Origin of the sequence: Nocardiopsis sp. B62 (assembly GCF_018070675.1) — a bacterium.
GTDB lineage: Bacteria > Actinomycetota > Actinomycetes > Streptosporangiales > Streptosporangiaceae > Nocardiopsis > Nocardiopsis prasina.
Map to the genome: position 1 here is coordinate 99,459 of NZ_JAGPXK010000006.1, position 25,668 is coordinate 125,126.

Sequence of the window (25,668 nt, forward strand, 5' to 3'; positions counted from 1 at the left end):
AATGACGAAGTTCGAAATCCGCGGTCTGCGCGCCGACGTCCTCATCAACGAGGACGAGCGGCAGGAGATCCTCAAGGGCGTTGACCTCACCATCAACTCCGGTGAGACCCACGCCATCATGGGCCCCAACGGCTCCGGCAAGTCCACTCTCGCCTACGCGATCGCGGGCCACCCGCGCTACGAGATCACCGAGGGCGAGGTCCTCCTCGACGGCGAGAACATCCTCGAGATGGAGGTGGACGAGCGGGCCCGCGCCGGCGTCTTCCTCGCCATGCAGTACCCGGTCGAGGTCCCGGGCGTGTCCATGTCCAACTTCCTGCGCAGCTCCGTCAGCGCTGTGCGCGGCGAGGCGCCCAAGCTCCGCCAGTTCTCCAAGGAGCTCCAGGGCGCGATGAAGGACCTGTCCATCGACTCGTCCTTCGCCGCCCGCGGCGTGAACGAGGGCTTCTCCGGCGGTGAGAAGAAGCGCCACGAGATCCTCCAGCTGGAGCTGCTCAAGCCCAAGGTCGCCATCCTGGACGAGACCGACTCCGGCCTGGACGTCGACGCGCTCAAGATCGTCTCCGAGGGCATCAACCGCGCCCAGGAGAGCAACGACCTCGGCGTCATGCTCATCACCCACTACACCCGCATCCTGAAGTACGTGCAGCCCGACTTCGTGCACGTCTTCTCCGGCGGCCGCATCGCCGAGTCCGGCGGTTCGGAGCTCGCCGACGTCCTCGAGTCCGAGGGCTACGAGCGGTTCGTGAAGGCGGGCGCGTAACCATGACCCTCCGCGAGCCCGGTCAGCCCGACACGGCTCCGCTCGACACGAAGGCGATCCGCGAGGACTTCCCGATCCTCTCCCGGACCGTCCGTGACGAGCGCCCGCTGGTGTACCTCGACTCCGGGGCGACCTCGCAGAAACCGCGCCAGGTGCTGGACGCCGAGCGCGGGTTCTACGAACGCCACAACGCGGCGGTGCACCGTGGGGCGCACCAGCTCGCGGAGGAGGCCACCGACGCCTACGAGTCGGCGCGGGAGACGATCGCCAGGTTCGTCGGCGCCGACTCCGACGAGGTGGTGTTCACCAAGAACGCCACCGAGGCGGTGAACCTGGTCGCGTACGCGATGAGCAACGCGGCCACGGCCGAGGAGGGCCTGCGCCGCTTCCAGGTCGGTCCCGGCGACGAGATCGTCGTGACCGAGATGGAGCACCACGCCAACCTGGTGCCCTGGCAGCAGCTCTGCCAGCGCACCGGCGCGACGCTGCGCTGGTTCCCGGTGACCGACGAGGGCCGGCTGGACCTGTCGGACCTGGCCGAACTGGTCAACGAGCGCACGAAGCTGGTGGCGTTCGCGCACCAGTCCAACGTGCTCGGGACCGTGAACCCGGTGGCCACGATCACCGCGCGGGCCCGGGAGGTCGGCGCGCTGGTGCTGCTGGACGCCTGCCAGTCGGTGCCGCACATGCCGGTGGACGTCCGTGAACTCGACGTGGACTTCCTGGCCTTCTCGGGGCACAAGATGCTCGGTCCCAACGGGATCGGCGTGCTCTGGGGACGCCGGGAGCTGCTCGCCGCCATGCCGCCCTTCATCAGCGGTGGTTCGATGATCGGCGTCGTGCACATGAGCCACTCGACCTGGGCGGACCCGCCGCAGCGCTTCGAGGCCGGTGTGCCGATGGCCCCGCAGGCCGTCGGCCTGGCCGCGGCCTGTGACTACCTCTCCGAGGTGGGCATGGACCGGGTCGCCGCGCACGAGCACGAGCTCACCGAGTACGCGCTCAAGCAGGTCGGCGCGGTCGAGGGCGTGCGGATCGTGGGCCCGACCGAGGCGGTCGACCGGGGCGGCGCGGTGTCGTTCGTCGTGGACGACATCCACCCGCACGACCTCGGGCAGGTGCTGGACGACAGGGGCGTCGAGGTCCGGGTCGGTCACCACTGTGCCTGGCCACTGCACCGCAAGCTCGGTATCGTCGCGACCACACGCGCGTCCTTCTACCTCTACAACACGTTGGAGGACGTGGACGCGCTGGTGGAGGCCATCCGGGCCGCCCAGAGGTTCTTCGGGACCCGGGACTAGTACGAGGATTCTGCCTGACCATGCAGTTGGACGCGATGTACCAGGAAATCATCCTGGACCACTACCGGAACCCGCACCACAAAGGGCTGCGCGATCCGTACAACGCCGAGGCGCACCACATCAACCCCACCTGTGGGGACGAGGTGACGCTCCGGGTGACGCTGACCCCTGACTCCGGTTCGGAGCTGGACGAGAGAGCCGTCGTCAGCGACGTCTCCTACGAGGGGATGGGCTGCTCGATCAGCCAGGCCAGCACCTCGGTGCTGACCGACCTGCTCATCGGCAGGACGGTGGCTGAGGGGATGACGACCCTGGACGCGTTCACCGAGCTGATGCAGTCCAAGGGCAAGGGTGAGCCGGACGAGGACGTGCTGGAGGACGCCGTGGCGTTCGTCGGCGTGTCCAAGTACCCGGCTCGGATCAAGTGCGCCCTGCTGGGGTGGATGGCCTGGAAGGACGCGGTGTCGCAGTCCTTGGAGAAGGAAGGCGCCTGAATGAGCGACAACGAGACCACGAAGACCGAGACCGCCGAGAAGCCCGAGGCCGCTCCGCTCTCTCCTGAGCAGGAGGCGCTGGCCGAGGAGATCGGAGAGGCGCTCAAGGACGTGATCGACCCGGAGCTCGGCGTGAACATCGTCGACCTGGGTCTGGTCTACGGGGTGAACCACGACGACGAGTCGATCACCCTGGACATGACCCTGACCAGTGCGGCGTGCCCGCTGACCGACGTGATCGAGGACCAGGCCAACAGCGCCCTGGACGAGTTCGAGCGCGAAGTGAAGATCAACTGGGTCTGGATGCCGCCGTGGGGTCCGGACAAGATCACCGACGACGGCCGGGACCAGCTGCGCATGCTGGGCTTCAACGTCTGATCCGACCCTGTCGGAGCGCGGGCCGGGACCCCCTGGGGTTCCGGCCCTTCGTGTGTCCGGGGTTGCTGGCGCCCACGTTCAGCACCGGTGCCGGTCGAGACCGGCCAACTCCTGCACCTCGTGTGCGACGTCGTGCGGTGTGCGTGCCGGTCTTCTGAAGGGGATGCGGACGTCGTGGTCGCCGTCCGGGCCCTCCAGCCGCAGCCGCAGGCCGTGCCGGTCCACCCCGAGCGGTCGGGGCCGTCCCGGCGGGAGCTGGGCTCCGCAGTGGTTGACCAGCGCCCAGAGCACGTCGGGGTGGTCGTCCTCCAGGTGACGCAGCCAGGGACCCTCCCAGCGGCCGAAGGGGTCGGCCGCCGCGTCCGTGAACTCCTCCGAGTGCAGCAGGTGGCAGCCGTCGTGGTCGGAGTGGATGATCAGGTGGGGGTCCATGACGATCAGGGTGCGGCCGTGGCCCAGGTCGAGCAGGCGTTCGTCGGGGTCGTCGGCCAGGGCGGAGAGCGCGCGGTCGCGGGCCTCGCGTGGGGAGGGGACGCGCAGCTCGCCGCTGATCCAAAGCAGGGACCGGGTCGGGTCGCGCAGGTCCACCGGGGCCGTGTCGGTGAACTCGATGGTCGCCTCCAGCACCCCCTCACCGATCTCGGCCAGGACGCGGTGCTGGTCGGGGACGAGCAGGGTGACCTCGCCCTGGAAGGTGGTGTGGCAGACGGCTCCGGTCAGGTGCAGGGAGACGTCCGCGCTGGTGACCGTGGCCGGGTTGGGGCGGGAGAGAACGGAGCGCGCCCGCTCGGCGGGGGAGGGCGTGAGGGAGTTCGGGTACGACAGCAGGAGGACCACCTCAAATCAATTAGGTAAGGCTAACCTACATCCTGCGGCTTCGGTTCGGAACCCCTCACACGCGCCAACGACGAGGGGCCGCACCGGAACGTGTCCGGTGCGGCCCCTCGTGACCAGGTGTCTAGTGCGTGGCGAACATGGCCGAGCGCAGCTCCCCGGCGATGTCCTCGTCCCCGCGCATGGAGAGCGCCTCCAACAGCGCCTGCGGGTCCGCCAGCGACTCGTCGCCGTTGTCGGTGATGCGACGCGACAGGATCCTGAGCGCATCCTCCGTGGCGGCCGGTGCGGTGTACCCGATCAGGTGCAGCGCACGCGCGGCCGGAGGGTGCCCGCTGAGGTCCCCGGCGGGCAGCTTGCGTGCGTCCAGACGGTCGCCGGAGACCGTGATGAACATACGGTCACCCGGCTGGGCGGCCTGGCGACGCAGCAGCGGGCGAAGGGAGTCGAAGGCGGGCTGGTCGCGCCAGACCAGCACGAGCAGGTCGGCGCCGGGAGCGGTGAGGCAGAGCAACCGGCCGGGCTGCAACCCCAGATGGGTGGCGTATCCGGTGGGTACGGCCACCGGCGCGCCGTTGAGGTGGTCCGCGGTGATGTCGATGCGGTGCCACCAGCGCCCGTCCGGAGCACGGAAGCAGCGGGCCGAGGCGGCCGGGTCGCTCGCGCCGGGGCGGACCGGGGCGGCGTGCGCCGGGTGCGCCACGGGCGCAACCGGTGGCGGGGCCAACGGTACGGGCGGGAGGTCGGGCACGAACCCGCCCTGGTCGTGGGCGGGTCTGTGGTGGTGGACGTGTTCGGGGGCGTGGGTGACGGGCTCGGGACCCGGCTGGCCGTCGGGGCGGCGCCGGATCGGTAGGCCGTTCTCGGTGGTGGCGCCGGACCCCTCGGTGGAGTGGCCGTCGCCGGGGGCCTCCATGGGGACGGAGGTGTCCACGTACACCTGGCCGTCGCGCAGGCTCACCCCGGGGGTGCTGAGCAGCCAGGCGCGCAGCTCCTGCTGGCGAATGCCGATCCGGCCCAGGCGGATGCTCGCCTCGGTCAGGTTGGGCGCGTCGCCGCCCAGCAGCTCACGGGTCTGCCACCGCAGCTTGTGTGGGTCGTCGGCGATGAGCCAGCCGTTGTGCATCCGCCGGTCCGTGAACAGGGTGATGATCACGCGCCACAGCGGCGTGTGCAGCGTGGGCACGTCCACCGGGTGGTCGGGGTGCGCGTTGATGAGCCGGTCGATGGTGGTCGCCGAACCGAGCTGCTCGGACAGTTCGCGCAGGTGCCTGGTGATGGAGGCGCCCTCGGGGGAGCCCAGCCAGCGCAGGAGGCGCTCCTCCACCTTGCGTTGGGCTCCGCGTATCTCGGTCACGTCCACCGAGATCTGTTCGGAGAGCACGCGGATGCTGATGGGGTCGGTGGCGAAGAGCCGCTCGGCGGCCACCGTCCGCTCCAGCTCGGGCCAGGAACGGAACATCTCCTCGACCTGGTCCACCAGCGGGTGCTGGCCCAGGACGGGTGCCGGGGGCTCCTCGACCCGTTCGGGGGAGGGCGCCTTGGTCCTGCTGAAACTGGGGCGGCGCAGGGTGCGTCCGGGGCCCAGGAGCGAGCTGCGGAACTGCGAACGCAGGTCTCCGACACCGCTGGACGTGGGAGCGGCGGCCTCGCTGCTCACAGCCTCGGCGCTCAGTGCCGATCCGGGGATCATCGCCGCCGAGCTGACCATGCCGCCGACCGCCGCAGGGGCCTCCGCCACGGGGGCGGGACGCTGCTCGACGTGTTCGACGATGGGCTGCTCCTGGTCCCGCTGGGCACGTAGGGCGCGCAGGGTCCGGATCGCGCGGGTGGCCGGGGTCTGCGGTGGGTTCGCCGGGTCCTCGGAGTCGCCGTCCCCGCTGGGCGCGTCACCGGTTCCGGTGGCGGTCTCCAGGTAGTCCAGCGCGCTGCGCACGTGTTCGGGAGCGGAGTCGGGCAGCCAGTGCGCGATGGTGCGCACGGCCTCCGTCATCAGCGCGGGGGAGGGGGTGGGGCCTCCGGGGAGCTCGCAGCAGGGTTGGAGCGCACGCCAGGCGACGGTGCTCACGATGTCCAGGACACCGCAGCCCGAGAGCCGCCACTCGTGCATCTCCTGGGGGCTGGACGCGATGAGGCGGTCCCAGTCACCGGCGGTGGCGAAGACCGCGCCGCGGACCGGTTCGGCGAGGTCGGAGCAGTCCACGTGCTGGGTGCGCAGGCTCGGCAGGAACTCGGAGAGGGCGATGTGCCCCCAGTGTTCGACCGCGAGGCGGGCCAGGCCGTTGGCGAGCCAGGGAGGGCCGGCGATGTCCAGGACGCGGGTGACGGGCAGCGAGTACCACCAGCCGTCGATGAGACGGTCGTGGTGGAGCAGGGGTGCCACATCCGGCGATCTCGACCACCGCAGGGCGGGTGCGAGGTCGACGAGGCAGATCGGAGAGACGGCGTTCATCCGCTGGGGACCTCGACCTCCTGGTGTCTGCACGTGAATTGGGGAGGAACCGCACGGGCCTTCGGTTCGATGCACCACAGTACGCGCCCTTGACCCGGAGGAGGACGGATCTTGAACCGGCTCGGTCGTTCCGCGTGGGGGCACGGCGGGCCGAGGGACAGGGGTGCCGTGAGCACTTCTCCGAGATCGTACGTGCCCCGGGCGCTCATGGGTAGTCCCAGGGTGACCGGGTCCACCGATACCCGGAGGTGACCTCGGCGTGTGATCACCGTGACAAAGGAGTTTCGCCCTGAAAGGCCATCAAGCGCTGTGAGTTACCTCATAGCGGACTTTCGGCTCTTCTCGGGCGCTCCGGGCGTTGTCCTCTCAGCGCTCCGGGGCCGTGTGTGAGCCCGGCGCGCTGACGTTCGGCGCGGGTATGCTGGATGGGCACTGTCCTCGCCCGAGCGCCCCCCGGCCGGGTGCCCGCGACGCGGCTCACCTCGGGGCCGACGGTGCTCGGACATTCGGGCCAGCGGCACACCGCGACCCGCCCAAGACTTCCGTTCCCACGCACCCCGGCGCATGGCAGGCGCGGGGACGGTCGATCCGGATGATTGGTTGACGTGACAGACCTTGAGATGAATCCCCCCGCTGCTGCGCCCGCGGACAGACCGGAGCTCATCCGGTCCTACGTGGCGATCGGTGACAGCATCACAGAGGGGATGGAGGACGACAGCGGCCCCGGCGGCGAGTACCGGGGGTTCGCGGACCGCCTCGCCGAACACCTGGGCACGCTCTCCCCGGACTTCCGCTACGCCAACCTCGGCGTCCGAGGGCGTCGGATGAAACACATCTTCGGTGAACAGCTCGAACAGACCCTCGCCTGGAAGCCCGACCTGGTCACCGTGCTCGCGGGCGGCAACGACGTCCTCCGCCCCGGCGGCGACCTCGACGAGCTGGCCGAGAAGTTCGAGTGGGGTGTGCGCCAGCTGCGCGACGCGGGCATCCGCGTGGTGATCCTCGCGGGCCACGACACCGGGTGGATCCCCGTCCTGCGCCTGTACCGGGGCCGGATCGCGGTGTTCAGCATGCACATGCGGGCCGTGGCCGAACGCACCGGGACCGAGATCGTCGACCTGTGGGCGCTCAACGCCCTCAACGACCCACGGGCCTGGAGCGACGACCGGCTGCACCCCAACGGCGCCGGACACCAGATCGTCGCGGCGCGCGTCGCCGACCTGCTCGGACACCCGATGGGTCCGCCCGAGTCCTGGACCGACCCGTGGGCGACCCCGCCCCAGCAGCTGCCCCGCATCCTGCGCCGCAGGGAGGGCCGCCGTTGGGCCCGCCAGTACCTCGTTCCGTGGCTGCGCCGCCGTGCGATGGGCCGCTCCTCCGGTGACGGCCTGCTGCCCCGCCGTCCCGAGCTGGACTACCTGCACGACGAGCAGACCCGCGACCAGCTGCGGGAGGAACTGCGCAGGAGCGGGGCGGACACGCACTACAACGACTACTCGGCGGACGACACACCCCCGACCAGCAGCCCCTCGGGCACCAAGGGCCCCGAGCCCCTGCGCTGACCCCACCGGATCCGCGTACCCCCGCCGTGGCCGCGCCCCCTGTCCCCAGGGGTGGCGGCCACGGCGCCGTCCAGGGGCGGCGGGGCCGTGGGGAGCCCGGTGGTGGGGGAACGGGCTCCCCGCTCCCACCGGGTTCACTGGCGGGACAGCGACTGGATGAGGTCGCTCACGTGCACGACCCCCACGCACTGGCCGTACGGGTTCGTCACGATCAGGTCGTCGTAGACCCGCTCGCGGTCCCGCCCTGCCACTCGCAGCGCCGAGATCGCCGACATCCACGCGGGCACCGTCCGGGGCGACTCCGCCAGCCGCAGGGCCGGGCGCTTGGCGTGCAGCGCGTGCCCGTACCGTCCGGTCACCGACAACAGGAACCGGGTCCGGTCGATGACACCCGTCGGCCGCTCCCGGTGGTCGATGAGGACCACGCTGTTGAGCGCGGTGTCGCCGGTGAACGCCTCAAGGACGTGCTCGCCCGTGGACTCGGCGTCGAAGTCCAGCGGAGGCACCATGAACTCGGTGACCCTGGGACCGGCGTCGGTGTCGTCCAGGGCGGTGGCCGCCGGTTCCGGCACCGGGGTCACCCTCTCGCCGGGCCGCCAGTCCGGTTCGGCGAAGAACGCACCGCTGCCCAGCCGTACCCCGCACTCGCGCAGGCGCACGATCTCCTCACCCCGGGCCACGCCGGAGGCCATCGCGTACACGCCGCTGCTGCGCCCGATCCGGGCCAGCCCGTCCACGATCCCCCCGTTGCGCTGGTCGCCGTCGATCCCCGACACCAGGACCGGGTCCAACCGGATCAGGAACGGGGTCGCCTCCACGATCAGGTCCGGCCGGGCCATCGCGGTGCCGAAGCCGCAGCGGAACCCGAGCGAGCGCAGCCCCGAGACGGCCGTCAGCACGCAGGCCCGGGGCAGGTCCACCAGGTCCGCAGTGAGCATCAGGGTGACGTCGCGCGGGCGGCGACCGGCCCGGCGCAGCGCACCCTCGACCAATCCGGGCAGATCGGTGCCGTCGACGAGCGCGGACGAGGGCAGCGGCAGGACCAACGGCAACAGGCTCTCGACACCGGCCCCGGCACGCACCAGCGAGGCCAGCCACTCGGCCACCATCGCCGACCCGCCGCCCTTCCCGTCCGGGCGGCCCAGCCCCGCCGGTACGGCGGCCACGACCTCAACGGCCACCACGGCACCGGAGTCCAGGTCCACGACGGGGCAAAAGGCCGGGCCGCGACGACGACGGCCGGGCCGGTCGTCGTCGCCGGGGCACGGTGGGGCGTGTGACTGGGGCAGTGTGGACACGTCATCCATGGTCGCGCGCGGGACGCGCCCACCTGAAGACCCTCGCGGCGGAGTTCAACCGTTCTTGCGGCACGGGCCGCCGAACGTTCACGAACGGTTGACCGAGGTCACGGACACGACAGTGGGCGTCACCGTACGGTGACGCCCACTGGAGGACCAGGTGCCGCAGCGCGGGGGCGCGGCCGGTCGGATCAGGCGCGGCGGAAGGCCACGGCGATGTTGTGGCCGCCGAAGCCGAAGGACTCGTTGACGGCGGCGACGTCCCCGCTCGGCATCTCCCGGGGCTTGTCGCGGACGATGTCCACGGCCACCTCGGGGTCGAGCTCGGAGATGTTGATGGTCGGCGGGATCAGGCCCTCATGCAGGGCCAGGATCGTCGCGATCGACTCCACCGCGCCCGCGCCGCCCAGGAGGTGCCCGGTCATGGACTTGGTGGAGGTCACCGTGACGCGGTCGGCGGCGGAGTCGCCCAGCGCCGTGCGGATCGCCCGGGTCTCGCCGACGTCCCCGGCCGGGGTCGACGTGGCGTGCGCGTTGACGTGCACGATGTCGCTCGGCTTGAGGTCGGCGTCGGCAAGCGCCTGGGTGATGGCGCGGGCCTGACCGGCGCCCTCGGGGTCGGGCATGACGATGTCGTGGGCGTCGTCGGTGTAGCCGACGCCGGCGGCGTGGGCGTACACGTGCGCGCCGCGCTTGGCGGCGTGCTCGGCCGACTCCAGGATGAGGATGCCCGCGCCCTCACCCATGACGAAGCCGTCGCGGTCCTTGTCCCAGGGACGGGAGGCGGTCTGCGGGTCCTCGTTGCGCGTCGACAGCGCGCGCATGGAGGCGAAGGAGGCGATGTTCAGGGGGTGGATCGCGGCTTCGGTGCCGCCCGCGATCACCACGTCGGCCCGGCCGGCGCGGATCATGTCCACACCGTTGGCGATGGCCTCGGCGCTGGAGGCGCAGGCACTGACGGGGGCGTGGGCGCCCGCGCGCGCGGTGAACTCCAGGGCCACGGCGGCGGCCGGGCTGTTGGGCATGAGCATGGGCACGGTGAACGGGGAGACCCGCTTCCAGCCCTTCTCACGGAAGGTGTCGTACTGCTCCAGGATGGTGAGGATGCCACCGATCCCGCTGGAGACCACCACACCGAGACGGAGGGGGTCGACGTCGGGGGTACCCGCGTGGTCCCACGCCTCCTGCGCGGCGATGAGGGCGAACTGCTGGGTCCGGTCGAGGCGGCGCAGCCTGGGGCGCGGCAGCTTCTCGGAGGGTTCCTGCGCGATCCGCCCGGCGAAGTGCACCGGAAGCTTCTCGTGCCAGTCCTCCGGCAGCATGCTGATCCCGGAGCGGCCGTCGAGGAGCGCGGACCATGTGGTCGCGACGTCACCCCCGAGGGGGGTGGTGGCGCCGAGGCCGGTGACGACGACATCGGTCTTGGACATGATCCGATCGCCCTTCTCGTGGGTCGATCCCGGCGCGTGTGCCGGGAGGCGTGGCGAATGAGTGGGTCTGGGGCGTCCTGGTGGGGACTGGCGGGCCGCCGGGCCGGAGTGTGGCCCGGCGGCCGGACACGCTACTTCTGGATGAAGTTGATGACGTCCTGGACCGTCTTCAGGTCCTTGAGCTGGTCGTCGGGGATCTCGACGCCGAACTTGTCCTGCGCGGCGACGGCGATCTCCACCATGGACAGCGAGTCGATGTCCAGGTCGTCCACGAAGGTCTTCTCCGGGGTGACCTCGGCGGGGTCGGTGCCGACGATCTCCTCGACGATCTCGCCGAGGCCCTTGAGGATGTCCTGCTCGCTGTGCTCGGCCATGTTGTTTCTCCTTGCTTGACGCTTGACGAATGTGGTGTCGGGTGGCGGTCCCGAACGGGAGCGGGCGAGCCCGCCCGGCCGGGACCGGAAGGATCAGGGGATGCGGATCACCTGTGCGGCGTAGACCAGGCCCGCACCGAATCCCAGAGTGAGCACGATGCTCCCCGACGGCAGTTCCCCGCGTTCGACCATGCGCGACAGCGCGAGAGGGATCGAGGCGGAGGAGGTGTTGCCCGCGGTGACGATATCGCGGGCCACGAGCGCCTGCGGCGCCCCCAGCTTGCGCGCGATGGACTCGACGATCCGCAGGTTGGCCTGATGGGGAACGAAGGCGGTGAGCTCGGACGGCTCCACGCCAGCGCGCTCCAGGGCCTCCAGGGCCACCTTGTACAGCTCGGTGGTGGTCCACCGGAAGACGGCCTGGCCCTCCTGGTGGAGGTACTTGCCCTCACGCAGGTGGATCGTGTCGGCGCGTTCGCCCGAGGAACCCCAGACGACCGGTCCGACACCGTGGTCCTCGGAGGCCGAGACCACGGCGGCCCCGGCACCGTCGGCGAAGATCACACAGGTGGACCGGTCCTGCCAGTCCACCCAGTCGCTGAGCTTCTCCGAGCCGATCACCAGGACGTTGCGGGAGCTTCCGACCCGGACGGAGTCCGAGGCCAGCCCCAGCGCGTAGACGAAGCCCGCGCAGGCCGCGTTGACGTCGAAGGCACCCGGGGCGGCGATGCCGAGCCGGGCGGCGACGGTCGCCGCCGTGTTGGGGATCTGGTCCTGCACGGTGCAGGTGGCCACGATCACCAGGTCGATGTCCTCGGGGGAGAACCCGCCCGCGGCGAGCGCCTTGCCTCCGGCGGCCACGGCCATGCTCGCCACGGTGTCCTCGGGACCCGCGACGCGACGCTCCCTGATGCCCACACGGCTCTGGATCCACTCGTCACTGGTGTCGACACGGGCTTCCAGATCGGCGTTGGTCACGACCCGCGACGGCTGGTACTCGCCGAAGGAACGGATCGAGGCGCCGCCGGGTGCGCTCGGGACGTTGAACATGCTCAGCCTTCCTGCTGGCCGCTCGCGGGGGAGATGGTCCCCGCGTGCTCCTTGATGAGGGCACCGGCGCGTTCGAGGTCGTCGGGGGTCTTCACCGCGAGGATCTCGATGCCGCGCAGCGCACGCTTGGCGAGCCCGGTGAGGGTACCCGCCGGGGTCAGCTCGATGAACGCGGTCACTCCGAGGTCGGCGAGCGTGTCGGTGCACGCGTCCCAGCGGACCGGAGAGGAGATCTGCGAAACCAGACGCTCCAGGTACTCGGCGCCGCTGTCGACCACGGCGCCGTCCGCGTTGGACAGCAGTCGAACGCTGGGGTCGGCCGGGGTGAGGCCCTGGGCGGCGGCCCGCACCCGCTCCATGGCCGGGGCCATGTGCTCGGTGTGGAACGCGCCCGCGACGGACAGGGGACGCAGCCGGGCCCGCTCGGGCGGGTTCTCGGCGAACGCCGCCAGCTGGGCGCTGGTACCGGCGGCCACGATCTGCCCGGAGCCGTTGTCGTTGGCCGGGGTCAGACCGGCGGCCTCGATGGCGGCCAGCACGTCCTCGCGCTGACCCCCCAGGACCGCGGTCATCCCGGTCTCGGTGCGGGCGGCGGCGTCGGCCATCCCGCGGCCGCGCTCGGCGACCAGGGCCAGCGCGTCCTTGGGGGAGAGCACACCGGCCAGCGCGGCGGCGGTGAACTCACCGACGCTGTGACCGGCCGTCGCGTCCACGAGGGAGGACGAGGCGGGCAGCGGTGCCCCGGGGGCGGACGGCGGGCCGAGCAGCGCGGTGGCGGCCGCCAGACCGGCGCTGACCAGCAGCGGCTGGGCGACGGCGGTGTCACGGATCTCGTCCGCGTCCGCCGTGGTGCCGTAACGCACGAGGTCGAGACCGGTCACCTCGGACCACGACGCGAACGTCTCGGCCATGCCGGGGAGTTCGAGCCACGGGGAGAGGAATCCGGGAACCTGGGCGCCTTGGCCTGGAGCAACGATTACAAGCACGACATCAACCTTGCCCTGTAGGAGATCACCAGTTGGATGGGGAGAGACACGAAGTTCACCGGACACCGTTTGTAGGTAATCCACAAAAGGACGCCGGTCATGTGCCCACAAACCCGAAACAGGTGGAGGAGATCACTTTCCGACGGTACGCGGGGCCGTCCGCGGCTCCCTCCCGGACCGGGTCGACCCGGGGGGTGACGGCCGACACGGAGGCGAACCCGGGACCGTGTGCGGAGAGGATGCGAACCTAGACGAGTGAACACCGAACCCCGACCGACCGAGGACGGCGCGAGCGCGCCGACCGGGAGCGGCGCCCCACAGGACAAGATCCGCGCCGAGACCGTACGACGCCTGGAACGCTCCATGGGAGCGCTGGGCACCGCCGCCGTGAGCCGAATGGAGGAGCGGCTCGGCTGGTTCCGCCGGATGTCGGCCCAGGACCGCTCCTGGATCGGCCTCGTGGCCCAGTCCGGGGTCGCCGCCTTCGTGGACTGGTTCCGTGACCCCGACCGCGGTCGGCCCGCGATCACGGTGGAGGTGTTCGGCACCGCCCCGCGCGAACTCACCCGCTCGGTCTCCCTCCAGCAGACCGTCGACATGATCCGCGTGGTCATCGAGGTGGTGGAGAACCAGGTCGACGACCTGGCCGCTCCCGGAGGCGAACAGCAACTGCGCGAGGCCATGCTCCGCTACACGCGCGAGGTGGCCTTCAGTTCGGCCAAGGTCTACGCCCGCGCGGCCGAGGCCCGTGGCGCCTGGGACGCGCGGCTGGAGGCGCTGATCGTCGACGCGCTCCTGCACGGCGACCAGGTGGAAGGGCTCCAGACCTGGGGTTCGGCGCTGGGGTGGTCGCACACGCCGGTGATCGCGATGGCCGGGGACATCGGCGACGAGGACGGCGGGAAGGTCATGGACGACCTGCGTTCGGCCGCGCGCCGTCTGGGCTACGACGTCCTGGCGGGCATGCAGGGGCGCCGAGTGGTCGTGGTGGTGGGGGTGGGTGACCGCCACCCGGTCGACGATCTCCCGATCGAACCCGTGGAGCCCCTGGCGGGGTTGTTCGGGGACGGGCCCGTTGTGGTGGGCCCGGCCGTGGCCGACCTGCACGCGGCGGGTTCGTCGGTGCGGTCGGCGGTGAACGGTCTGCGGGCCGCGGTGGCCTGGCCGGACGCGCCCCGGCCCGTGCTCGCGGACGACCTGCTGCCCGAGCGCGCGCTGGAGGGTGACGCCGAGGCCCGGCAGCAGCTGGTGACGGAGGTGTACCTGCCCCTCCAGGGAGCCGGTTCGCCTCTGCTGGACACCTTGTCGGTGTACCTGGAGCACGCCTCGTCGCTGGAGGCCACCGCGCGCATGCTCTTCGTGCACCCGAACACGGTGCGCTACCGGCTGAGCCGGATCTCCGAGCTCACCGGGCACATCCCCTCGGACGGCCGCGGCTCCTTCGTGCTCCGGGTCGCGGTCGCCCTCGGCCGTTTGTCCGAAACCCGTGACGGAACACTCTGATGTCCGGTGTCGGCCAAGTACGAGAGAGTGACCTCCACCACGTCGTAATCTGATCGTTGCCTCCCTTTTCCGTTGGTTTATGGAAGTTTCACCAGCGTCGGGTAGGTGTGTAACTGACTGTGCGCGCCCGGGGACTACGCGAAAAGAGATAGCTTTGATACGGGCAGGTTGCAGGTGGAGCCACAGACGACGAAAACCCTCGGGCGTCGCTCCCCGCACCGCTCCGTCACGACGTTCTTGGGGGGTCCAACGCTGTGGTCGAGCGACCGAGGAAGAGGTTCCGGATACTACGCCCGGTGATCGATTTCGTACTCCAACCCACGCAGGAGGGTGAGCTGCGCAGACGGGTGCTGTTCTGGCTCCCCGCGCCGCTCCCGGTCCTGGGACTGGTGTACCTGCTGGTGGGCGGGGCGATGTCCGCCGCCGGATGGACGATACTGCTGGCCGCGAGCGTGGGCGTGGGAACGCTGCTGCTCGCGGTGATCGTGCAGCCCACCCCGCTTCCCGAGGGGCTGGCCCCACCGGTCTCGGCCCGCCGCTCCCTGCACCGGTTCCGGCAGTTCACCCAGTTGCGGGTGGCACTGGCCCTGGTACCGGTGGTCATCGGCGCCGCCGCCGCGATCGCGGGCGGAGGCATGTACCCGCTGTTCGCCGCGCTGGCCCTGGCCTGGCCGCAGCTGCTGCTGGCCATGCCCACGTTCTTCACCATCACCAAGGCCCGTCGCGCCATGGAGGCCTGGGGCACCACCGCCTACCTGTGGCACGCCCTCTCACGCCCCGCCAGGGTCACCTGGCCGGTCCTCACCCCGCTGGCCCGCTCCTACCGCGCCTGGCGCACCGACCGCGCCCGCCGTCTGGCCCGCCAGAAGCAGGAGGACCAGCAGCAGGACCAGGCGTGGAAGGAGGCCGTCGACGAGGAGAAGCGCAACCCCACCGAGACGGCGGCCCCCGTCGGGGACGAGCCCGGGACCGAGGGGCCCCGGCTCCAGCGCACCCGCAAGCTGCACGCCCTCCCCGAGGAACTGGACGACCAGGACAACGAGCCCACCACGCTGCTGCCCAAGCCCGAACTGGTCGAGACCGAGGACACCCCCTCGGCGGGATCGGGCACGCGCGGCACGGTCAACCGGGCCGCACGGCAGCTCCTGGAGGAGGGTGGCGCGCTCGGCCTGAGCGTGCGCAACCGGCGTCGAGGGCACGCCAACCGCCGTCCGCCCTCGCACAAGCCCTAGGGCCATCCGTCCGGACTCCCGGCACGAGCGGTCCGAAGCAGCTCCGGCGGCGCCTAGACGGGCGCCGCCGGAGCTGCTTCGTTTTCCAGGGTTCAGACACGGGTGCGGCGTCGGACCTCGGGAAGGGCGTCGTCCCCGCCCTGCGGGCAGTGGTACCAGAGGGCCTCGGCCTCGCGGCCCTCGAAGACCACCTCACCGATGGTGTTGCCGAAGTAGGGCCGCTCCTCCAGAGCCCAGGACAGCGGGCTGCGGCGCACCCCGGCCAGTCGTGTCATGACCCTCCCTGCGACGTGCAGGGGCCAGCTCGCGGACAGCGTGGCGGCACGGCGCAGGTTGGGAGGGAGCTGGTTGCACAGCGCGGAGGAGACCAGCTGGGCGACCCGGGAGGTCGTGTGCCCCTCGCGCGCACGCGCACGCGCCAGATAGGAGAAGTGGACGTCCCCGCCGAGCAGGAGGACCGTGGCGGGCGCCGGACCCCGAGCGCCACGGGCGACGTCGAGTACGGCGTCCGCGAGTCGGTGGAAGGAGTACTGGAAGGCGCCCCAGTGCTCCAGGTCCAGTGCCTGGCGCAGGCGCTCCGCGGGGCCCCGCGCGGCCGAACCCCAGGCCCCCGCGCACACGGCCTCGTTCCAGGCCTCCAGGTGGTGCACGGAGGGCGGCAACAGGATCGGAACAGTGGAGGCCACCACGAGGTGGTCGGGGCCGCCGGTGAGGTGCCGGTCCAGCCAATCGTGCCCCTCGGCGCCCAGGATGGACCGTGAGCCGCCGGAGGGGTCGTCCTCCTCCAGTGACCGGCCGCAGCGGGTGTCGGCGACCAGGACCCGCACGTCGCCCAGGTCGTGGTGGTGGCTCCACCGGTACGAGGAGGGCTCGTCGTGCGCACGCCAGGCGAAGGAGTCCACGGTGTCACCGGCGTCGGTTCCGCGATCGCGGTGGTCCCGCACGGACGCCCACAGTGGGTCCTTGGCGCGCGCCTCGGGGGAGAGGTTGCCCACGTGCTGGTACACCCAGTAGGCGCCGATGCCGCTGGTCACCCGGGTGCGCCACCACGGCTTCCGGTCCATCGCGCCGCGCCAGGCGGCCGAGGTGTTCCAGTCGTCACGGATGTCGTGGTCGTCGAAGACCATCAGCGTGGGCACGGTGGAGAGCAGCCACCGCACCTGGGGGTCGGACCAGGCCTGGCGGTAGAGCTCGGCGTACTCGTCGAAGCGGACGACCTCGTCCTCGGGGGCGCCGTCAGGGTCGACCTCGCCGCGCCTCTCCCTGAGGAAGGCCCGCATGGGCTCCTGGACCTCGTCGGCGTAGACCTGGTCGCCGATCAGCAGCAGGACCTGGTTGTCCCCGGTCGCGCCCTCGCGGGCCAGACGGCGGGCGGTGGCGCGGAGCATGTCGGGTCCGTAGCGGACCAGTCCCTCCGGAGTGTCACCGGTGGGGGTGTGGCAGGAGCCGTACAGCAGTCTCGTCGGCGCACCGGGGGACAGAGTGCGCAGGACGCTGGGCGGCAGCGGGCTGTCGGGTTCGGGCCACACTCGGTCCTCACCGAGGAAGACCTCGTAGGGGAGGACGGAACCCGGCGCCAGGCCCTCGATTTCGCACACGGCGTAGTGGTGGCCGTGGACCGTGAAGGTGCGGCTGGCCGAGATCGGCCCGCCGTCCACGCGAACCCGGACGTGACAGGGGGCGTCCGTCTCCACCCACACCGTCGCCGTGGTGGGACCCACGTGGCGAAGCACGGGTCCCAAAAGTAACGAGACAGTCACCCTTATCCCTTCTTTCGTCCAGTTTCACACACGTCGGAGAGGAGTATGGCCCCTTCAGGGGGCTTCGGCCACCCGCGGATTCACAGGTGATGGTTGCACCGGGGGCCAGGCTGCGCGAAGGTGTCGCTATGCGGACACTGATCCTTGAGCTGCACACAGGCGGATCGGAGAGCGTTACCGACATCACCGCGCAGTGCGGTGACTTCGTCGCCGAGAGCGGCGGCGACGGCCTGCTCAACGTCTTCGTCCCGCACGCGACCGCGGGTGTGGCCATCATCGAGCTGGGCGCGGGGTCCGACGACGACCTCCTCGCCTCCCTCGACGACCTGCTGCCGGCCGACGACCGGTGGCGCCACCGACACGGGTCCCGGGGACACGGACGCTCGCACGTGATGCCGGCGTTCGTCGCACCGCAGACCACGGTGCCAGTACTATCCGGCAGACTCGAACTGGGAACGTGGCAGTCCATCGCGATCGTGGACCTGAACGTGGACAACCCGGATCGGCAGGTCCGGTTGTCCTTCCTGGAGTCCGGATGAGCTGATTCGACTCGGGCCGGGTTCGGCCGCGCGTTGACGGGATATGCCACTAGCGTGTGAACTAGGCCATCAGCGATGGTTACGGACCCACGTGACGGGCGACAAAAAAAGCCCGGCATCGTTGTGACAACTGCTTCGTGCAGGCAAGATTGAGAAAAACCATCTGTGGAGGAGAACTTTCGTGAGCGCGACCGCGGGCCAGGCACAAAGCGAACGCGGCTTGGCTGACCGACTCGGATTCAAGCCGGGTCAGGTGGTGCAGGAATTCGGGTTCGACGACGACGTCGATGAGGGACTGCGCGCTTCCATCGCCGAGCTTACGGGCGAGGCACTGGTCGACGAGGACTTCGACGGCGACGTCGACGCGGCACTGCTGTGGTGGCGGTCCGACGAGGAAGGCGACCTCACCGACGCTCTGATGGACACCGTGACGACCATCGCCGACGGAGGGACCATCCTGGTCCTGACCCCGAAGGCCGGTCGTGAGCTGCACGTGTCCCCCAACGACGTGGCCGAGGCCGCTACCACCTCGGGCCTGTCCCAGACCAGCGCGGTCAGCATCGGCGCCGACTGGTCGGGCACCCGCCTGGTCGTTCCCAAGCGGTGACGGACACCACCCGCACAGGGTGAGACGTCCGGCGTCGCGCGTCCCGGCAGACTCGGACGCGCGGCGCTGAGGGGCGCCCGCCGACCGGCGGGCGCCGGTACCGGCCCGCGCGGCCACCCGACACGAACGCGAGCATGACCGACACCGTCACCGTGGGCGCCCGCGCGCCCGAGTTCAGCCTCCCGGACCAGTACGGCCAGGACACCGTCCTGAGCTCCCTGCTGGGCGGCCCCGTGCTCATCGTGTTCTACCCGTTGGCCTTCTCCGGGGTGTGCTCCGGGGAACTCGCCGACCTGCGTGGACACCACGACGAGCTGCGGGACCTCGGGGTCACGGTGCTGGCGGTGTCCGTCGACTCGACCTTCGCCCTGCGCACCTGGTCGGACCGCGAGGGCTTCCCCTTCGCGCTGCTCGCGGACTTCTGGCCACACGGCGCGACCGCCCGCGCCTACGGGGTCTTCGACGACCAGCGGGGAGTGGCACGGCGCGGCACCTTCCTCGTCGACGCAGAGGGCACCGTCCGCTGGGCGGTGCACACTCCCGTCGACCGTCCCCGGGACGTCGGCGAGTATGTCGCCCAGGCACGCCACCTGGCCGGATAAAACCGGCGCGAGGACCACCACGAAGCGGTATGATCTCTCGCGACGCACACAAGGGCGCGTAGCTCAGTTGGTTAGAGCAATTGCCTTACAAGCAATAGGCCAGGGGTTCGAGTCCCTTCGCGCCCACTCGACTTCGAGACGACCCCGTTCGGGGGCCTTCGGCCGCCTCACCGGGTCGTCTCGTCTTTTTCTGGGGGACGATCCCCGGCCCCTCGTAGTTGGAGGCCTGGATCCACGTGGAAGACCGTGATCCGGAGGCTCCCCGGATGACACCGGGAGCCCGGGTCCGACACAGGCGGAGCGGGGGCGGCGAATGGCGGACAGGACCGACTTCAAGCGGAGCCTGGACTCCTACCAGGCGGGGCGCGGCCGGTTCCGGATCCTCGAGGTGCCCGACCTCCGGTATCTCATGGTGGACGGCCACGGTGACCCGAACACCACCCCGCTGTTCGCCGAGGGCATCGAGTCCCTCTACCCGGTGGCCTACAAGCTCAAGTTCGCCAGCAGGCGCGAGCTCGGCCGCGACTACGTCGTACCGCCCCTGGAGGGGCTGTGGTGGGCACGGGACATGGAGGCCTTCACCGTCGCCCGGGACAAGTCACGGTGGGACTGGACACTGATGCTCATGGTCCCGGACTGGATCGACCCGGACATGGTGACCGCCGCCGCCGAGGAAGCGGGGCGCAGGAACCGGCCGACGCGCCTGGACGACGTCCGCCTGGAGGAGCTCTCCGAGGGACGGTGCGTGCAGACGCTGCACGTGGGCCCCTTCGAGGAGGAGGCCGAGGTGCTCGCGCGGATGCACGACGGGTTCATCCCGGAGCAAGGTCTGCGGATGGTCGGCAGGCACCACGAGATCTACCTGAGCGACGCCCGCAGGACCGCCCCCGAGAAGCTGCGCACCATCCTGAGGCAGCCGGTCACCGACCGCTGAGCGGCCCCGTTCCGGTGCCCTCAGCCGGGGATGACCACGACCGGGCATTTGGCCCGCACGGTCAGCCTCTGTCCGACCGACCCCCGCAGGAGCCCGGCGGTCAGCCCGAGGCTCCGGGTCCCGATGACGAGCAGGTCGGCGTCGGAGGAGCGCTCCACCAGGAGATCGACCGGGTTCCCCCGCTGGCTCTCCTCACGGACCCGCACGTCCCGGTCCGACTTCTTCGCGTCCTCGATGACCGTTGCCACGGCCTCAGAGGAACGATCGTCCCGGGAGTCTCCGAGCGCCCGGAAGACCAGGAGTTCCGCCCCGCGCACCCGGGCCTCCTCCAGGGCGAAGGACACCACCGCACGCGTGGAGGCACCTCCGTCGATGCCCACGACGACGCGTCCGCGTCCCTGCGAAGCGACCCCCGAGACGACGGCCACGGGACCGTTGGAACGCCCGATCAGCCTCCGGCTCACGGATCCGGCGATGGTTCCGGACAGGAACCCCAGCCGGCGCGTGCCGACCACCAGAGGGCCGCCGTCAGCGGAGGCGACCAGCGCGTCGACGGGGTCACCGGAGACGACGAGCATCTCGATGCGGTCCTCCGGCACGCTCCCCACGGCTCGGGAGAAGGCCGCCTCAGCCTTGCGCTGGAGCCGCTGGTTGCTCTGGAACTCCTCCCGGGAGATCTGCCTCCTGGAGTTCGCGATCGGGCTCCTGTTGGCGGGGCCGGACCCCACGGTCACGATCCTCAGTGAGGCATCCCAGAGGCGCGCGTAGGCGCTCGCCCACTCAACGGCGTCGAGACTGGCCCGGGAGCCGTCACCACCCACGGTCACGGTCGGTCGAACGTCCACGGTTCTCCTCATCGGAACTCGGTCGCCACGAGGTGGGCGCCGTCCCGCCGACACGGTCGGTTCCGTGTCAGCAGGCGCTTTCCTGCTTCTCGGCGGTGACGCCGCCGAGGTCGTCGGTGATGGACAGGTCGGACTCGGAGGAGGAACCCCCGAAGCCCTCCCAGTCGGACCCCGCGACCAGTTCGAGGGTCTGCTCCAGGCCCCCGACCTCCTCGGTCCGGGCGTTGGTGATCGAACCCGCCAGCAACTCGGCGGCCTCCTCGTCCCCGGGGCCGTGGAAGACCGTGGTCGCCTCGGGCGCGCGCTGTTCGGGGTTGCCAGTGCCGGTGACCACGAAGCCGTCGTCGACCAGCACCGACTGGATCTCCAGGGCCAGCCCCTCGATCCCGGTGTTGTTCACCACCTCGACGGCGACGTCCCCGGGCTCCACCGAGACGTCCTCGGACGTGTCGTCGCTGTCGCTGTCGCTGTCGTCACCGTCGGCCAGATCCACGCCGTTGTTGATCGCCTCGAACAGGGCCGGGGCGGCGTCGCTCATGATGATGCGGTTCTCGTCGGCCGGGTGGGCGCCGTTGGGAACCGTGACGAACTGGACCCGGTCCAGGTCCACTTCCCGCATGGAGATCGCGATGTCGGCCATGGTGTCGACCGTCAGTTGCTCGTCGGTGGTGATGGAGTCCGTGACGGCTCCGAGGAAGCGGGTGATGGTGACGGGGCTGGTCATCACCTCGCTGCTGAGGACCTCGCGGAGCATGGCGCCCATGAACTCCTGCTGGCGGTCGATCCGCGACAGGTCGCTGCCGTCGCCCTGGGCGTAACGGGAGCGCACGAAGCCGAGCGAGTCCTCGCCGTCCAGGGTCTGGAGCCCGGCGTCCAGCACCAGGTGCGCCTTGGGGTCGTCCACTGGCTCGGGGATGCACATCTCCACCCCGCCGATGGAGTCCACCATGTCCTTGAAGCCGACGAAGTCCATCATCAGGAAGTGGTCCAGGTGCACGCCGGTGACCTGCTCGACGACCTTCCACTGGCAGCCCACACCGCCGAAGGTCATCACGGAGCTGATCATGCCCTCCTGCGGCTGCATGCCCTCGTACCCCTCCACCGCGTCGCAGCCGGGCAGGTCGACCATGAGGTCGCGGGGCAGGTTCACCAGGGTGGCGGCGCCGTTGTCCACGTTGATGCTCGCGATGAGCATCGTGTCCGGCCGCGCGCCCTCGGCGGCACCGTAGTCGGCGTTCTCGCCGGAGCGCACGTCCGAGCCGATGACGAGGATGTTCAGCACGCCCTCGACGTTCGTGGGCCGGTCCCACTCGTCGGTGTCGACCTGGGCGGTCGTGATGTTGCCGACCAACCCCCGGTACCAGCCGTAACCGAGCAGGCTCGCGATGATGACCAACGCTGTCGCGGCGCAGGCGACCCACTTCCCAGTGGAAAGCCCCAGGGATGGCGAACCCGACAAATCCCCGTCTCCTCTCTCGTTCCGGCCGAACCCGAACAGCGTGCCAGTGCTTTCTGAGTACTTCCTGAGGACAACCTGAAGACGCCCTTCAGGTTGGGTTCGCGGCAGTTCCGGGGGTTGTCGCGTCACCCGCGGGGGAGGGACGTCAGTCGTGCGCGCGCACGTCCTCGACCGCGCCGGAGGGGTCGAGGATCACCTCGTAGTCCTGTCCGTCCGCGCCCAGGACCCGGACCGCCCACCCGGGACCAGCGTCCTCGTCGATCCGCTCGACACCGGTGGTGCTGGCGCCCTCGCCGACGGCCTCCTCAGCGGTGGTGGAGACCTCCTCACGGTCGGCCTCGCGGCCGTCTCCGGTGTCCTCCCACGGGGCGGGGCCGCCGTCGGTGTCCCGGAACTGGAGCCCGTTGATGGTGAAGACGACCACGCCGTCGCGCGCGTCGTCGCCCCCGGCTGCGTAACGGACCCCGAGCGTCACCTCGGTGCCCTCCAGAGCCCGCAGTTCCTCCAGGATCGTGCCCGCGGTGCCGTCACCGTCGAAGTCCTCCACCACCGGATCGGTGAGCAGCCACGCACGAGGACCGAAGTCGACCCCCACCCCGGCGACGTACCAGTCCTCGGGGGCACCGCCCGCACGCAGTTCGCCGATCAGCTGCTCGAAGCCGTCGACCGGCCGGGACGTTCCCTCACCGACCGGGTAGCGGAGCGTGGGGGCCCCGGTGAAACCGTCGAGGCGGATCGTCTCCACCGTCAGTTCCGTGTCCTCGAGCACGACGTACGCGCCCGCGCCCAGGACCGACAGGGCGGCCGCCGCGCAGGTGACGAGGATCGTCCTGCGGCGTCGCGTCATCGGTCCCTCCAACTCCGGGTGTCGAGAGGACCCCATTGTCCATCAGGTCGATGATGGGAACCTGAAACCAACCTGAAGACGGCTTTCAGGTTTCCTTCATCATGGGCTCAGCATCGACCGGCATGCTGGGCTGTCCAAGGCAACGGGAGGGTTCGGCGCGGTGGCGATTCTGGTGGTGGAGGACGAGGAGGGCATCGTCTCCTTCCTCCGGCGCGCTCTGGAGAACGCCGGTCACACGGTGGTGACCGCCTCGGACGGCGTCGACGGCCTCGTCATGGCGCTGTCGACCGACGTCGAGCTGGTCGTCCTCGACCTCGGGCTGCCGGGCCTGGCGGGCGAGGAGGTCCTGCGCCGACTCCGGCTGCGCCGACCCTCGGTGCCGGTCATCGTGCTCACCGCCAAGGACGCCGTCAGCGATCGGATCGTCAACCTCGACGCCGGGGCCGACGACTACGTGGTCAAGCCGTTCAGCGTGAACGAACTGCTGGCGCGGATCCGTGCCAGGCTGCGCACCAGCGCGTCGGATCGCACCGACGCCGTGACCGCCCGGGGCGTGACCCTCGACATGGGACGGCACACCGCCTTCGTTGACGGAGCCGTCGTCGCCCTGTCCGCCCGGGAGTTCGCCCTGTTGTCGGTCCTGCTCCACCATCCCAGCCAGGTCTTCTCCCAGTCCCAGCTGCTCGACCTGGTGTGGGGCTACGACTTCGACGGGGCCTCGAACGTCGTCGAGGTCTACGTCAGCCAACTGCGCCGCAAGCTCGGAGCGGATCGCATCCAGACCGTGCGCGGCGTCGGCTACCGCCTGAGCGGTGGCGAGGGGTGAGCCTCACCAGGCGTCTGGTCCTGCGGGCACTGACGGTGATGGTGCTGGTGATCGGCGGGGTCACCGTGCTGACCCACCAGTTGGTCCTCGTCTCCGGCCGCAACGACGTCGACGACCTGCTGCGTCAGGAGTCCGCGCTGCTGAGCGACACGTTGGGGGATCAGCTGCCGGCCGCCGCGGGGCTGGACGGCATGGTGTCGGGCCCCGAGGCCGAGCGCGCCGCGCACCGGGCGCTGGAGATCCGCCCCAGCGGCCCCCGGCACGTGTCGTTGGTGCACGTGGACGGGGTCCGTCTGCAGAGCACGGGCGGCCCGGCCGAGGTCGCGGGGCTCATGCGCGGGGACGACGCGCCCGCCCCGGCGCCGGGGGTCGCGCGCACCGTGGACACCGACGTCGGCCGGGTCCGGGTGCTGGACACCCCCCTCACCGACGCGGCCGACGAGAAGATCGCCGTCATCACCGTCGCCGCGCCGTTGGACACGGTCCAGGACACGGCCACCACGGTCCTGCTGTTCACCGCCGTGGCCGGGGCCATCGGCATCGGCGGGGGAGGGGCCGCGTTGTGGCTGGTGGTGCGGCGCACCCTGGCTCCGGTGCGGAAGGTGTCGGCGGCCGCACAGAGGATCTCGCCGACCGACCTGGCCACCCGCGTCCCGGTTCCGGACACGGAGGACGAGATCGCGGAGCTGGCCACCGAGATCAACCGGATGCTCACCCGGATCGAGCAGGCGGACACGGGACGGCGCCGCTACCTGGCGGCGATCTCCCACGAGATCCGCACCCCCCTGGCCGTCGCGGAGGGGCACCTGGAGCTGCTGGGCGGCCCGGAGGCGGAGATCGTCCACGCCGAGCTGGAGCGCTTGCGGCGCGTGCTGGAGGACCTCATGGCGGTGGCGCGCGGCGGTGACGGGATCGACGCCGACCGGGGCCCCGTGTTCCTGCCCGACCTGTTCGAGGCCGTCCGCGCCAGGGTCCGGTCCCTCTCCCACGCGCGGTCCGTGGTCTTCCACGAGGCCGCCCCGCAGGTCGTGCTCGGGGACCAGGCCCGGCTGGAGCAGTGCCTGATGAACCTGGTCTCCAACGCGATCGACCACAACCCGCCGCACGTCCTCGTCGACGTCGCGACCAGGGTCGAGGGGGACACGGTGGCCCTGACCGTCACGGACGACGGGAACGGGATCGACCCCGACGTCCTCCCCCTCGTGTTCGAGCCCTTCGTGACGACCCGCCCCAACGAGGCGGGAGGGCTCGTCGGCCTGGGACTGTCGATCGTGCGGTCCCTGGTGACGGCCCAGGGCGGAGACGTGGACGTCGAGAGCGGTCCCGAGGGGACCACGGTCCGGATCCTCCTGCCCCTCGCCAGGGCCTGACCAAGGCGCCCGGACGGGAGCGAGTCACCCCTCCTGCGGAGATTCGGTCACCTCCCTCCGCAACCGCCGACAGCACGCCAGAACCGCCTGGTTGTGGCAAACCTCGCGTTCGGCGATCCCCAGCGGGGCCTGGCGGGACACTTTTTGTGGAGTTCCCACAAAGCCTCGGCCCCGGCGTGAGCAATTCGGGACATTGGTGTACCTCCAACTGATCCACCAAGC

24 protein-coding genes and 1 tRNA gene are annotated in these 25,668 nt (G+C 70.7%); 14 read left to right on the top strand and 11 right to left on the bottom strand.

What is annotated here, in order from left to right; genetic code table 11:
• Position 1: 1 nt before the first annotated feature.
• The 4 genes from sufC to KBX21_RS09205 are packed head-to-tail and all read left to right on the top strand — an operon-like array spanning position 2 to position 2,936.
• Complete coding sequence (gene sufC / locus KBX21_RS09190; RefSeq protein WP_017545103.1) at positions 2 to 763, top strand: Fe-S cluster assembly ATPase SufC; 762 nt, start codon at positions 2 to 4, stop codon at positions 761 to 763.
• A 2-nt stretch (positions 764 to 765) separates the two neighbouring features.
• A complete protein-coding gene (locus KBX21_RS09195; RefSeq protein WP_049568361.1) occupies positions 766 to 2,064 on the top strand; it encodes a cysteine desulfurase in 1,299 nt (432 codons plus the stop codon).
• Between the two features lie 20 nt (positions 2,065 to 2,084).
• A complete protein-coding gene (gene sufU, locus KBX21_RS09200; RefSeq protein ID WP_017545101.1) occupies positions 2,085 to 2,558 on the top strand; it encodes a Fe-S cluster assembly sulfur transfer protein SufU in 474 nt (157 codons plus the stop codon).
• Complete coding sequence (locus tag KBX21_RS09205) at positions 2,559 to 2,936, top strand: metal-sulfur cluster assembly factor (protein ID WP_017545100.1); 378 nt, start codon at positions 2,559 to 2,561, stop codon at positions 2,934 to 2,936.
• A 78-nt stretch (positions 2,937 to 3,014) separates the two neighbouring features.
• Here KBX21_RS09205 and KBX21_RS09210 read toward each other — a convergent pair whose 3' ends face one another.
• Complete coding sequence (locus KBX21_RS09210) at positions 3,015 to 3,773, bottom strand: DUF2470 domain-containing protein (protein ID WP_210841637.1); 759 nt, start codon at positions 3,771 to 3,773, stop codon at positions 3,015 to 3,017.
• Positions 3,774 to 3,894: 121 nt separating this feature from the next.
• The gene (locus tag KBX21_RS09215; RefSeq protein ID WP_210841638.1) at positions 3,895 to 6,222 is read right to left on the bottom strand and encodes a hypothetical protein; all 2,328 of its coding nucleotides are present in this window, start codon (positions 6,220 to 6,222) and stop codon (positions 3,895 to 3,897) included.
• 620 nt (positions 6,223 to 6,842) lie between these two features.
• Between KBX21_RS09215 and KBX21_RS09220 the strand changes: the two genes are divergently transcribed.
• Entirely contained in the window at positions 6,843 to 7,784 is a 942-nt protein-coding gene (locus KBX21_RS09220) for an SGNH/GDSL hydrolase family protein (protein WP_193374242.1), read from the top strand.
• A 134-nt stretch (positions 7,785 to 7,918) separates the two neighbouring features.
• On the opposite strand, the gene KBX21_RS09225 is transcribed toward KBX21_RS09220, so the two are convergent.
• From KBX21_RS09225 to KBX21_RS09245, 5 genes are all read right to left on the bottom strand, one after another.
• Positions 7,919 to 9,091 carry an EAL domain-containing protein gene (locus tag KBX21_RS09225; RefSeq protein ID WP_049568348.1) on the bottom strand — a complete coding sequence of 391 codons (1,173 nt, stop codon included), beginning with the start codon at positions 9,089 to 9,091 and terminating at the stop codon, positions 7,919 to 7,921.
• Positions 9,092 to 9,273: 182 nt separating this feature from the next.
• Positions 9,274 to 10,512, bottom strand: coding sequence for a beta-ketoacyl-ACP synthase II (gene fabF / locus KBX21_RS09230; protein ID WP_049568345.1), 1,239 nt, complete (start codon positions 10,510 to 10,512; stop codon positions 9,274 to 9,276).
• Between the two features lie 131 nt (positions 10,513 to 10,643).
• Positions 10,644 to 10,886, bottom strand: a complete 243-nt coding sequence (locus KBX21_RS09235) for an acyl carrier protein (RefSeq protein ID WP_049568342.1) — start codon at positions 10,884 to 10,886, stop codon at positions 10,644 to 10,646.
• Positions 10,887 to 10,979: 93 nt separating this feature from the next.
• The gene (locus tag KBX21_RS09240; protein ID WP_049568338.1) at positions 10,980 to 11,936 is read right to left on the bottom strand and encodes a beta-ketoacyl-ACP synthase III; all 957 of its coding nucleotides are present in this window, start codon (positions 11,934 to 11,936) and stop codon (positions 10,980 to 10,982) included.
• Positions 11,937 to 11,938: 2 nt separating this feature from the next.
• On the bottom strand, positions 11,939 to 12,847 hold the full coding sequence (locus tag KBX21_RS09245) for an ACP S-malonyltransferase (RefSeq protein WP_247665467.1): 909 nt from the start codon (positions 12,845 to 12,847) through the stop codon (positions 11,939 to 11,941).
• A 330-nt stretch (positions 12,848 to 13,177) separates the two neighbouring features.
• Between KBX21_RS09245 and KBX21_RS09250 the strand changes: the two genes are divergently transcribed.
• Together KBX21_RS09250 and KBX21_RS09255 are read left to right on the top strand one after the other, a co-directional pair.
• Entirely contained in the window at positions 13,178 to 14,425 is a 1,248-nt protein-coding gene (locus KBX21_RS09250) for a CdaR family transcriptional regulator (RefSeq protein WP_049568332.1), read from the top strand.
• Positions 14,426 to 14,721: 296 nt separating this feature from the next.
• A complete protein-coding gene (locus tag KBX21_RS09255; RefSeq protein ID WP_082206300.1) occupies positions 14,722 to 15,657 on the top strand; it encodes a hypothetical protein in 936 nt (311 codons plus the stop codon).
• A gap of 92 nt (positions 15,658 to 15,749) precedes the next feature.
• Here the strand turns inward: KBX21_RS09255 and KBX21_RS09260 are convergent, their stop codons facing one another.
• Positions 15,750 to 17,417: an alkaline phosphatase D family protein gene (locus KBX21_RS09260; protein WP_210841640.1), complete on the bottom strand. Its 1,668-nt coding sequence runs from the start codon at positions 17,415 to 17,417 to the stop codon at positions 15,750 to 15,752.
• 128 nt (positions 17,418 to 17,545) lie between these two features.
• Here KBX21_RS09260 and KBX21_RS09265 point away from each other — a divergent pair, with 128 nt between their 5' ends.
• From KBX21_RS09265 to KBX21_RS09285, 5 genes are all read left to right on the top strand, one after another.
• Complete coding sequence (locus KBX21_RS09265; protein ID WP_017545088.1) at positions 17,546 to 17,956, top strand: secondary thiamine-phosphate synthase enzyme YjbQ; 411 nt, start codon at positions 17,546 to 17,548, stop codon at positions 17,954 to 17,956.
• Between the two features lie 181 nt (positions 17,957 to 18,137).
• Positions 18,138 to 18,563, top strand: coding sequence for a DUF3052 domain-containing protein (locus KBX21_RS09270; protein WP_026129353.1), 426 nt, complete (start codon positions 18,138 to 18,140; stop codon positions 18,561 to 18,563).
• 134 nt (positions 18,564 to 18,697) lie between these two features.
• Positions 18,698 to 19,165: a peroxiredoxin gene (locus KBX21_RS09275; RefSeq protein ID WP_210841641.1), complete on the top strand. Its 468-nt coding sequence runs from the start codon at positions 18,698 to 18,700 to the stop codon at positions 19,163 to 19,165.
• A gap of 52 nt (positions 19,166 to 19,217) precedes the next feature.
• Positions 19,218 to 19,291 (top strand) — tRNA-Val (locus KBX21_RS09280).
• A 187-nt stretch (positions 19,292 to 19,478) separates the two neighbouring features.
• Positions 19,479 to 20,099 (top strand): GyrI-like domain-containing protein, encoded by a 621-nt coding sequence (locus KBX21_RS09285; protein ID WP_210841642.1) that lies wholly within the window; start codon positions 19,479 to 19,481, stop codon positions 20,097 to 20,099.
• Positions 20,100 to 20,119: 20 nt separating this feature from the next.
• Here the strand turns inward: KBX21_RS09285 and KBX21_RS09290 are convergent, their stop codons facing one another.
• The 3 genes from KBX21_RS09290 to KBX21_RS09300 all read right to left on the bottom strand — a co-directional run bounded on the left by KBX21_RS09290 (position 20,120) and on the right by KBX21_RS09300 (position 23,250).
• Positions 20,120 to 20,944, bottom strand: coding sequence for a universal stress protein (locus KBX21_RS09290; protein WP_210841643.1), 825 nt, complete (start codon positions 20,942 to 20,944; stop codon positions 20,120 to 20,122).
• A gap of 67 nt (positions 20,945 to 21,011) precedes the next feature.
• Entirely contained in the window at positions 21,012 to 22,403 is a 1,392-nt protein-coding gene (locus KBX21_RS09295; protein ID WP_210841644.1) for an LCP family protein, read from the bottom strand.
• 145 nt (positions 22,404 to 22,548) lie between these two features.
• Entirely contained in the window at positions 22,549 to 23,250 is a 702-nt protein-coding gene (locus KBX21_RS09300; RefSeq protein WP_210841645.1) for a PepSY domain-containing protein, read from the bottom strand.
• Positions 23,251 to 23,410: 160 nt separating this feature from the next.
• On the opposite strand from KBX21_RS09300, the gene KBX21_RS09305 reads away from it, so the two are divergent.
• Positions 23,411 to 24,076, top strand: coding sequence for a response regulator transcription factor (locus KBX21_RS09305; RefSeq protein ID WP_049568305.1), 666 nt, complete (start codon positions 23,411 to 23,413; stop codon positions 24,074 to 24,076).
• Positions 24,073 to 25,446, top strand: coding sequence for a HAMP domain-containing sensor histidine kinase (locus KBX21_RS09310; protein ID WP_049568302.1), 1,374 nt, complete (start codon positions 24,073 to 24,075; stop codon positions 25,444 to 25,446). Before KBX21_RS09305 ends, KBX21_RS09310 begins: the two co-directional genes overlap by 4 nt.
• Positions 25,447 to 25,668: the final 222 nt, after the last annotated feature.

What these genes read in the sequence shown, in the direction of transcription:
- sufC (WP_017545103.1), top strand. Translation starts at nt 2, where the DNA reads ATGACGAAGTTCGAAATCCGCGGTCTGCGCGCCGACGTCCTCATCAAC.
- KBX21_RS09195 (WP_049568361.1), top strand. Translation starts at nt 766, where the DNA reads ATGACCCTCCGCGAGCCCGGTCAGCCCGACACGGCTCCGCTCGACACG.
- sufU (WP_017545101.1), top strand. Translation starts at nt 2,085, where the DNA reads ATGCAGTTGGACGCGATGTACCAGGAAATCATCCTGGACCACTACCGG.
- KBX21_RS09205 (WP_017545100.1), top strand. Translation starts at nt 2,559, where the DNA reads ATGAGCGACAACGAGACCACGAAGACCGAGACCGCCGAGAAGCCCGAG.
- KBX21_RS09215 (WP_210841638.1), bottom strand. Translation starts at nt 6,222, where the DNA reads ATGAACGCCGTCTCTCCGATCTGCCTCGTCGACCTCGCACCCGCCCTG.
- KBX21_RS09220 (WP_193374242.1), top strand. Translation starts at nt 6,843, where the DNA reads ATGAATCCCCCCGCTGCTGCGCCCGCGGACAGACCGGAGCTCATCCGG.
- KBX21_RS09225 (WP_049568348.1), bottom strand. Translation starts at nt 9,091, where the DNA reads ATGGATGACGTGTCCACACTGCCCCAGTCACACGCCCCACCGTGCCCC.
- fabF (WP_049568345.1), bottom strand. Translation starts at nt 10,512, where the DNA reads ATGTCCAAGACCGATGTCGTCGTCACCGGCCTCGGCGCCACCACCCCC.
- KBX21_RS09235 (WP_049568342.1), bottom strand. Translation starts at nt 10,886, where the DNA reads ATGGCCGAGCACAGCGAGCAGGACATCCTCAAGGGCCTCGGCGAGATC.
- KBX21_RS09240 (WP_049568338.1), bottom strand. Translation starts at nt 11,936, where the DNA reads ATGTTCAACGTCCCGAGCGCACCCGGCGGCGCCTCGATCCGTTCCTTC.
- KBX21_RS09245 (WP_247665467.1), bottom strand. Translation starts at nt 12,847, where the DNA reads ATGGCCGAGACGTTCGCGTCGTGGTCCGAGGTGACCGGTCTCGACCTC.
- KBX21_RS09265 (WP_017545088.1), top strand. Translation starts at nt 17,546, where the DNA reads ATGCGGACACTGATCCTTGAGCTGCACACAGGCGGATCGGAGAGCGTT.
- KBX21_RS09275 (WP_210841641.1), top strand. Translation starts at nt 18,698, where the DNA reads ATGACCGACACCGTCACCGTGGGCGCCCGCGCGCCCGAGTTCAGCCTC.
- KBX21_RS09285 (WP_210841642.1), top strand. Translation starts at nt 19,479, where the DNA reads ATGGCGGACAGGACCGACTTCAAGCGGAGCCTGGACTCCTACCAGGCG.
- KBX21_RS09300 (WP_210841645.1), bottom strand. Translation starts at nt 23,250, where the DNA reads ATGACGCGACGCCGCAGGACGATCCTCGTCACCTGCGCGGCGGCCGCC.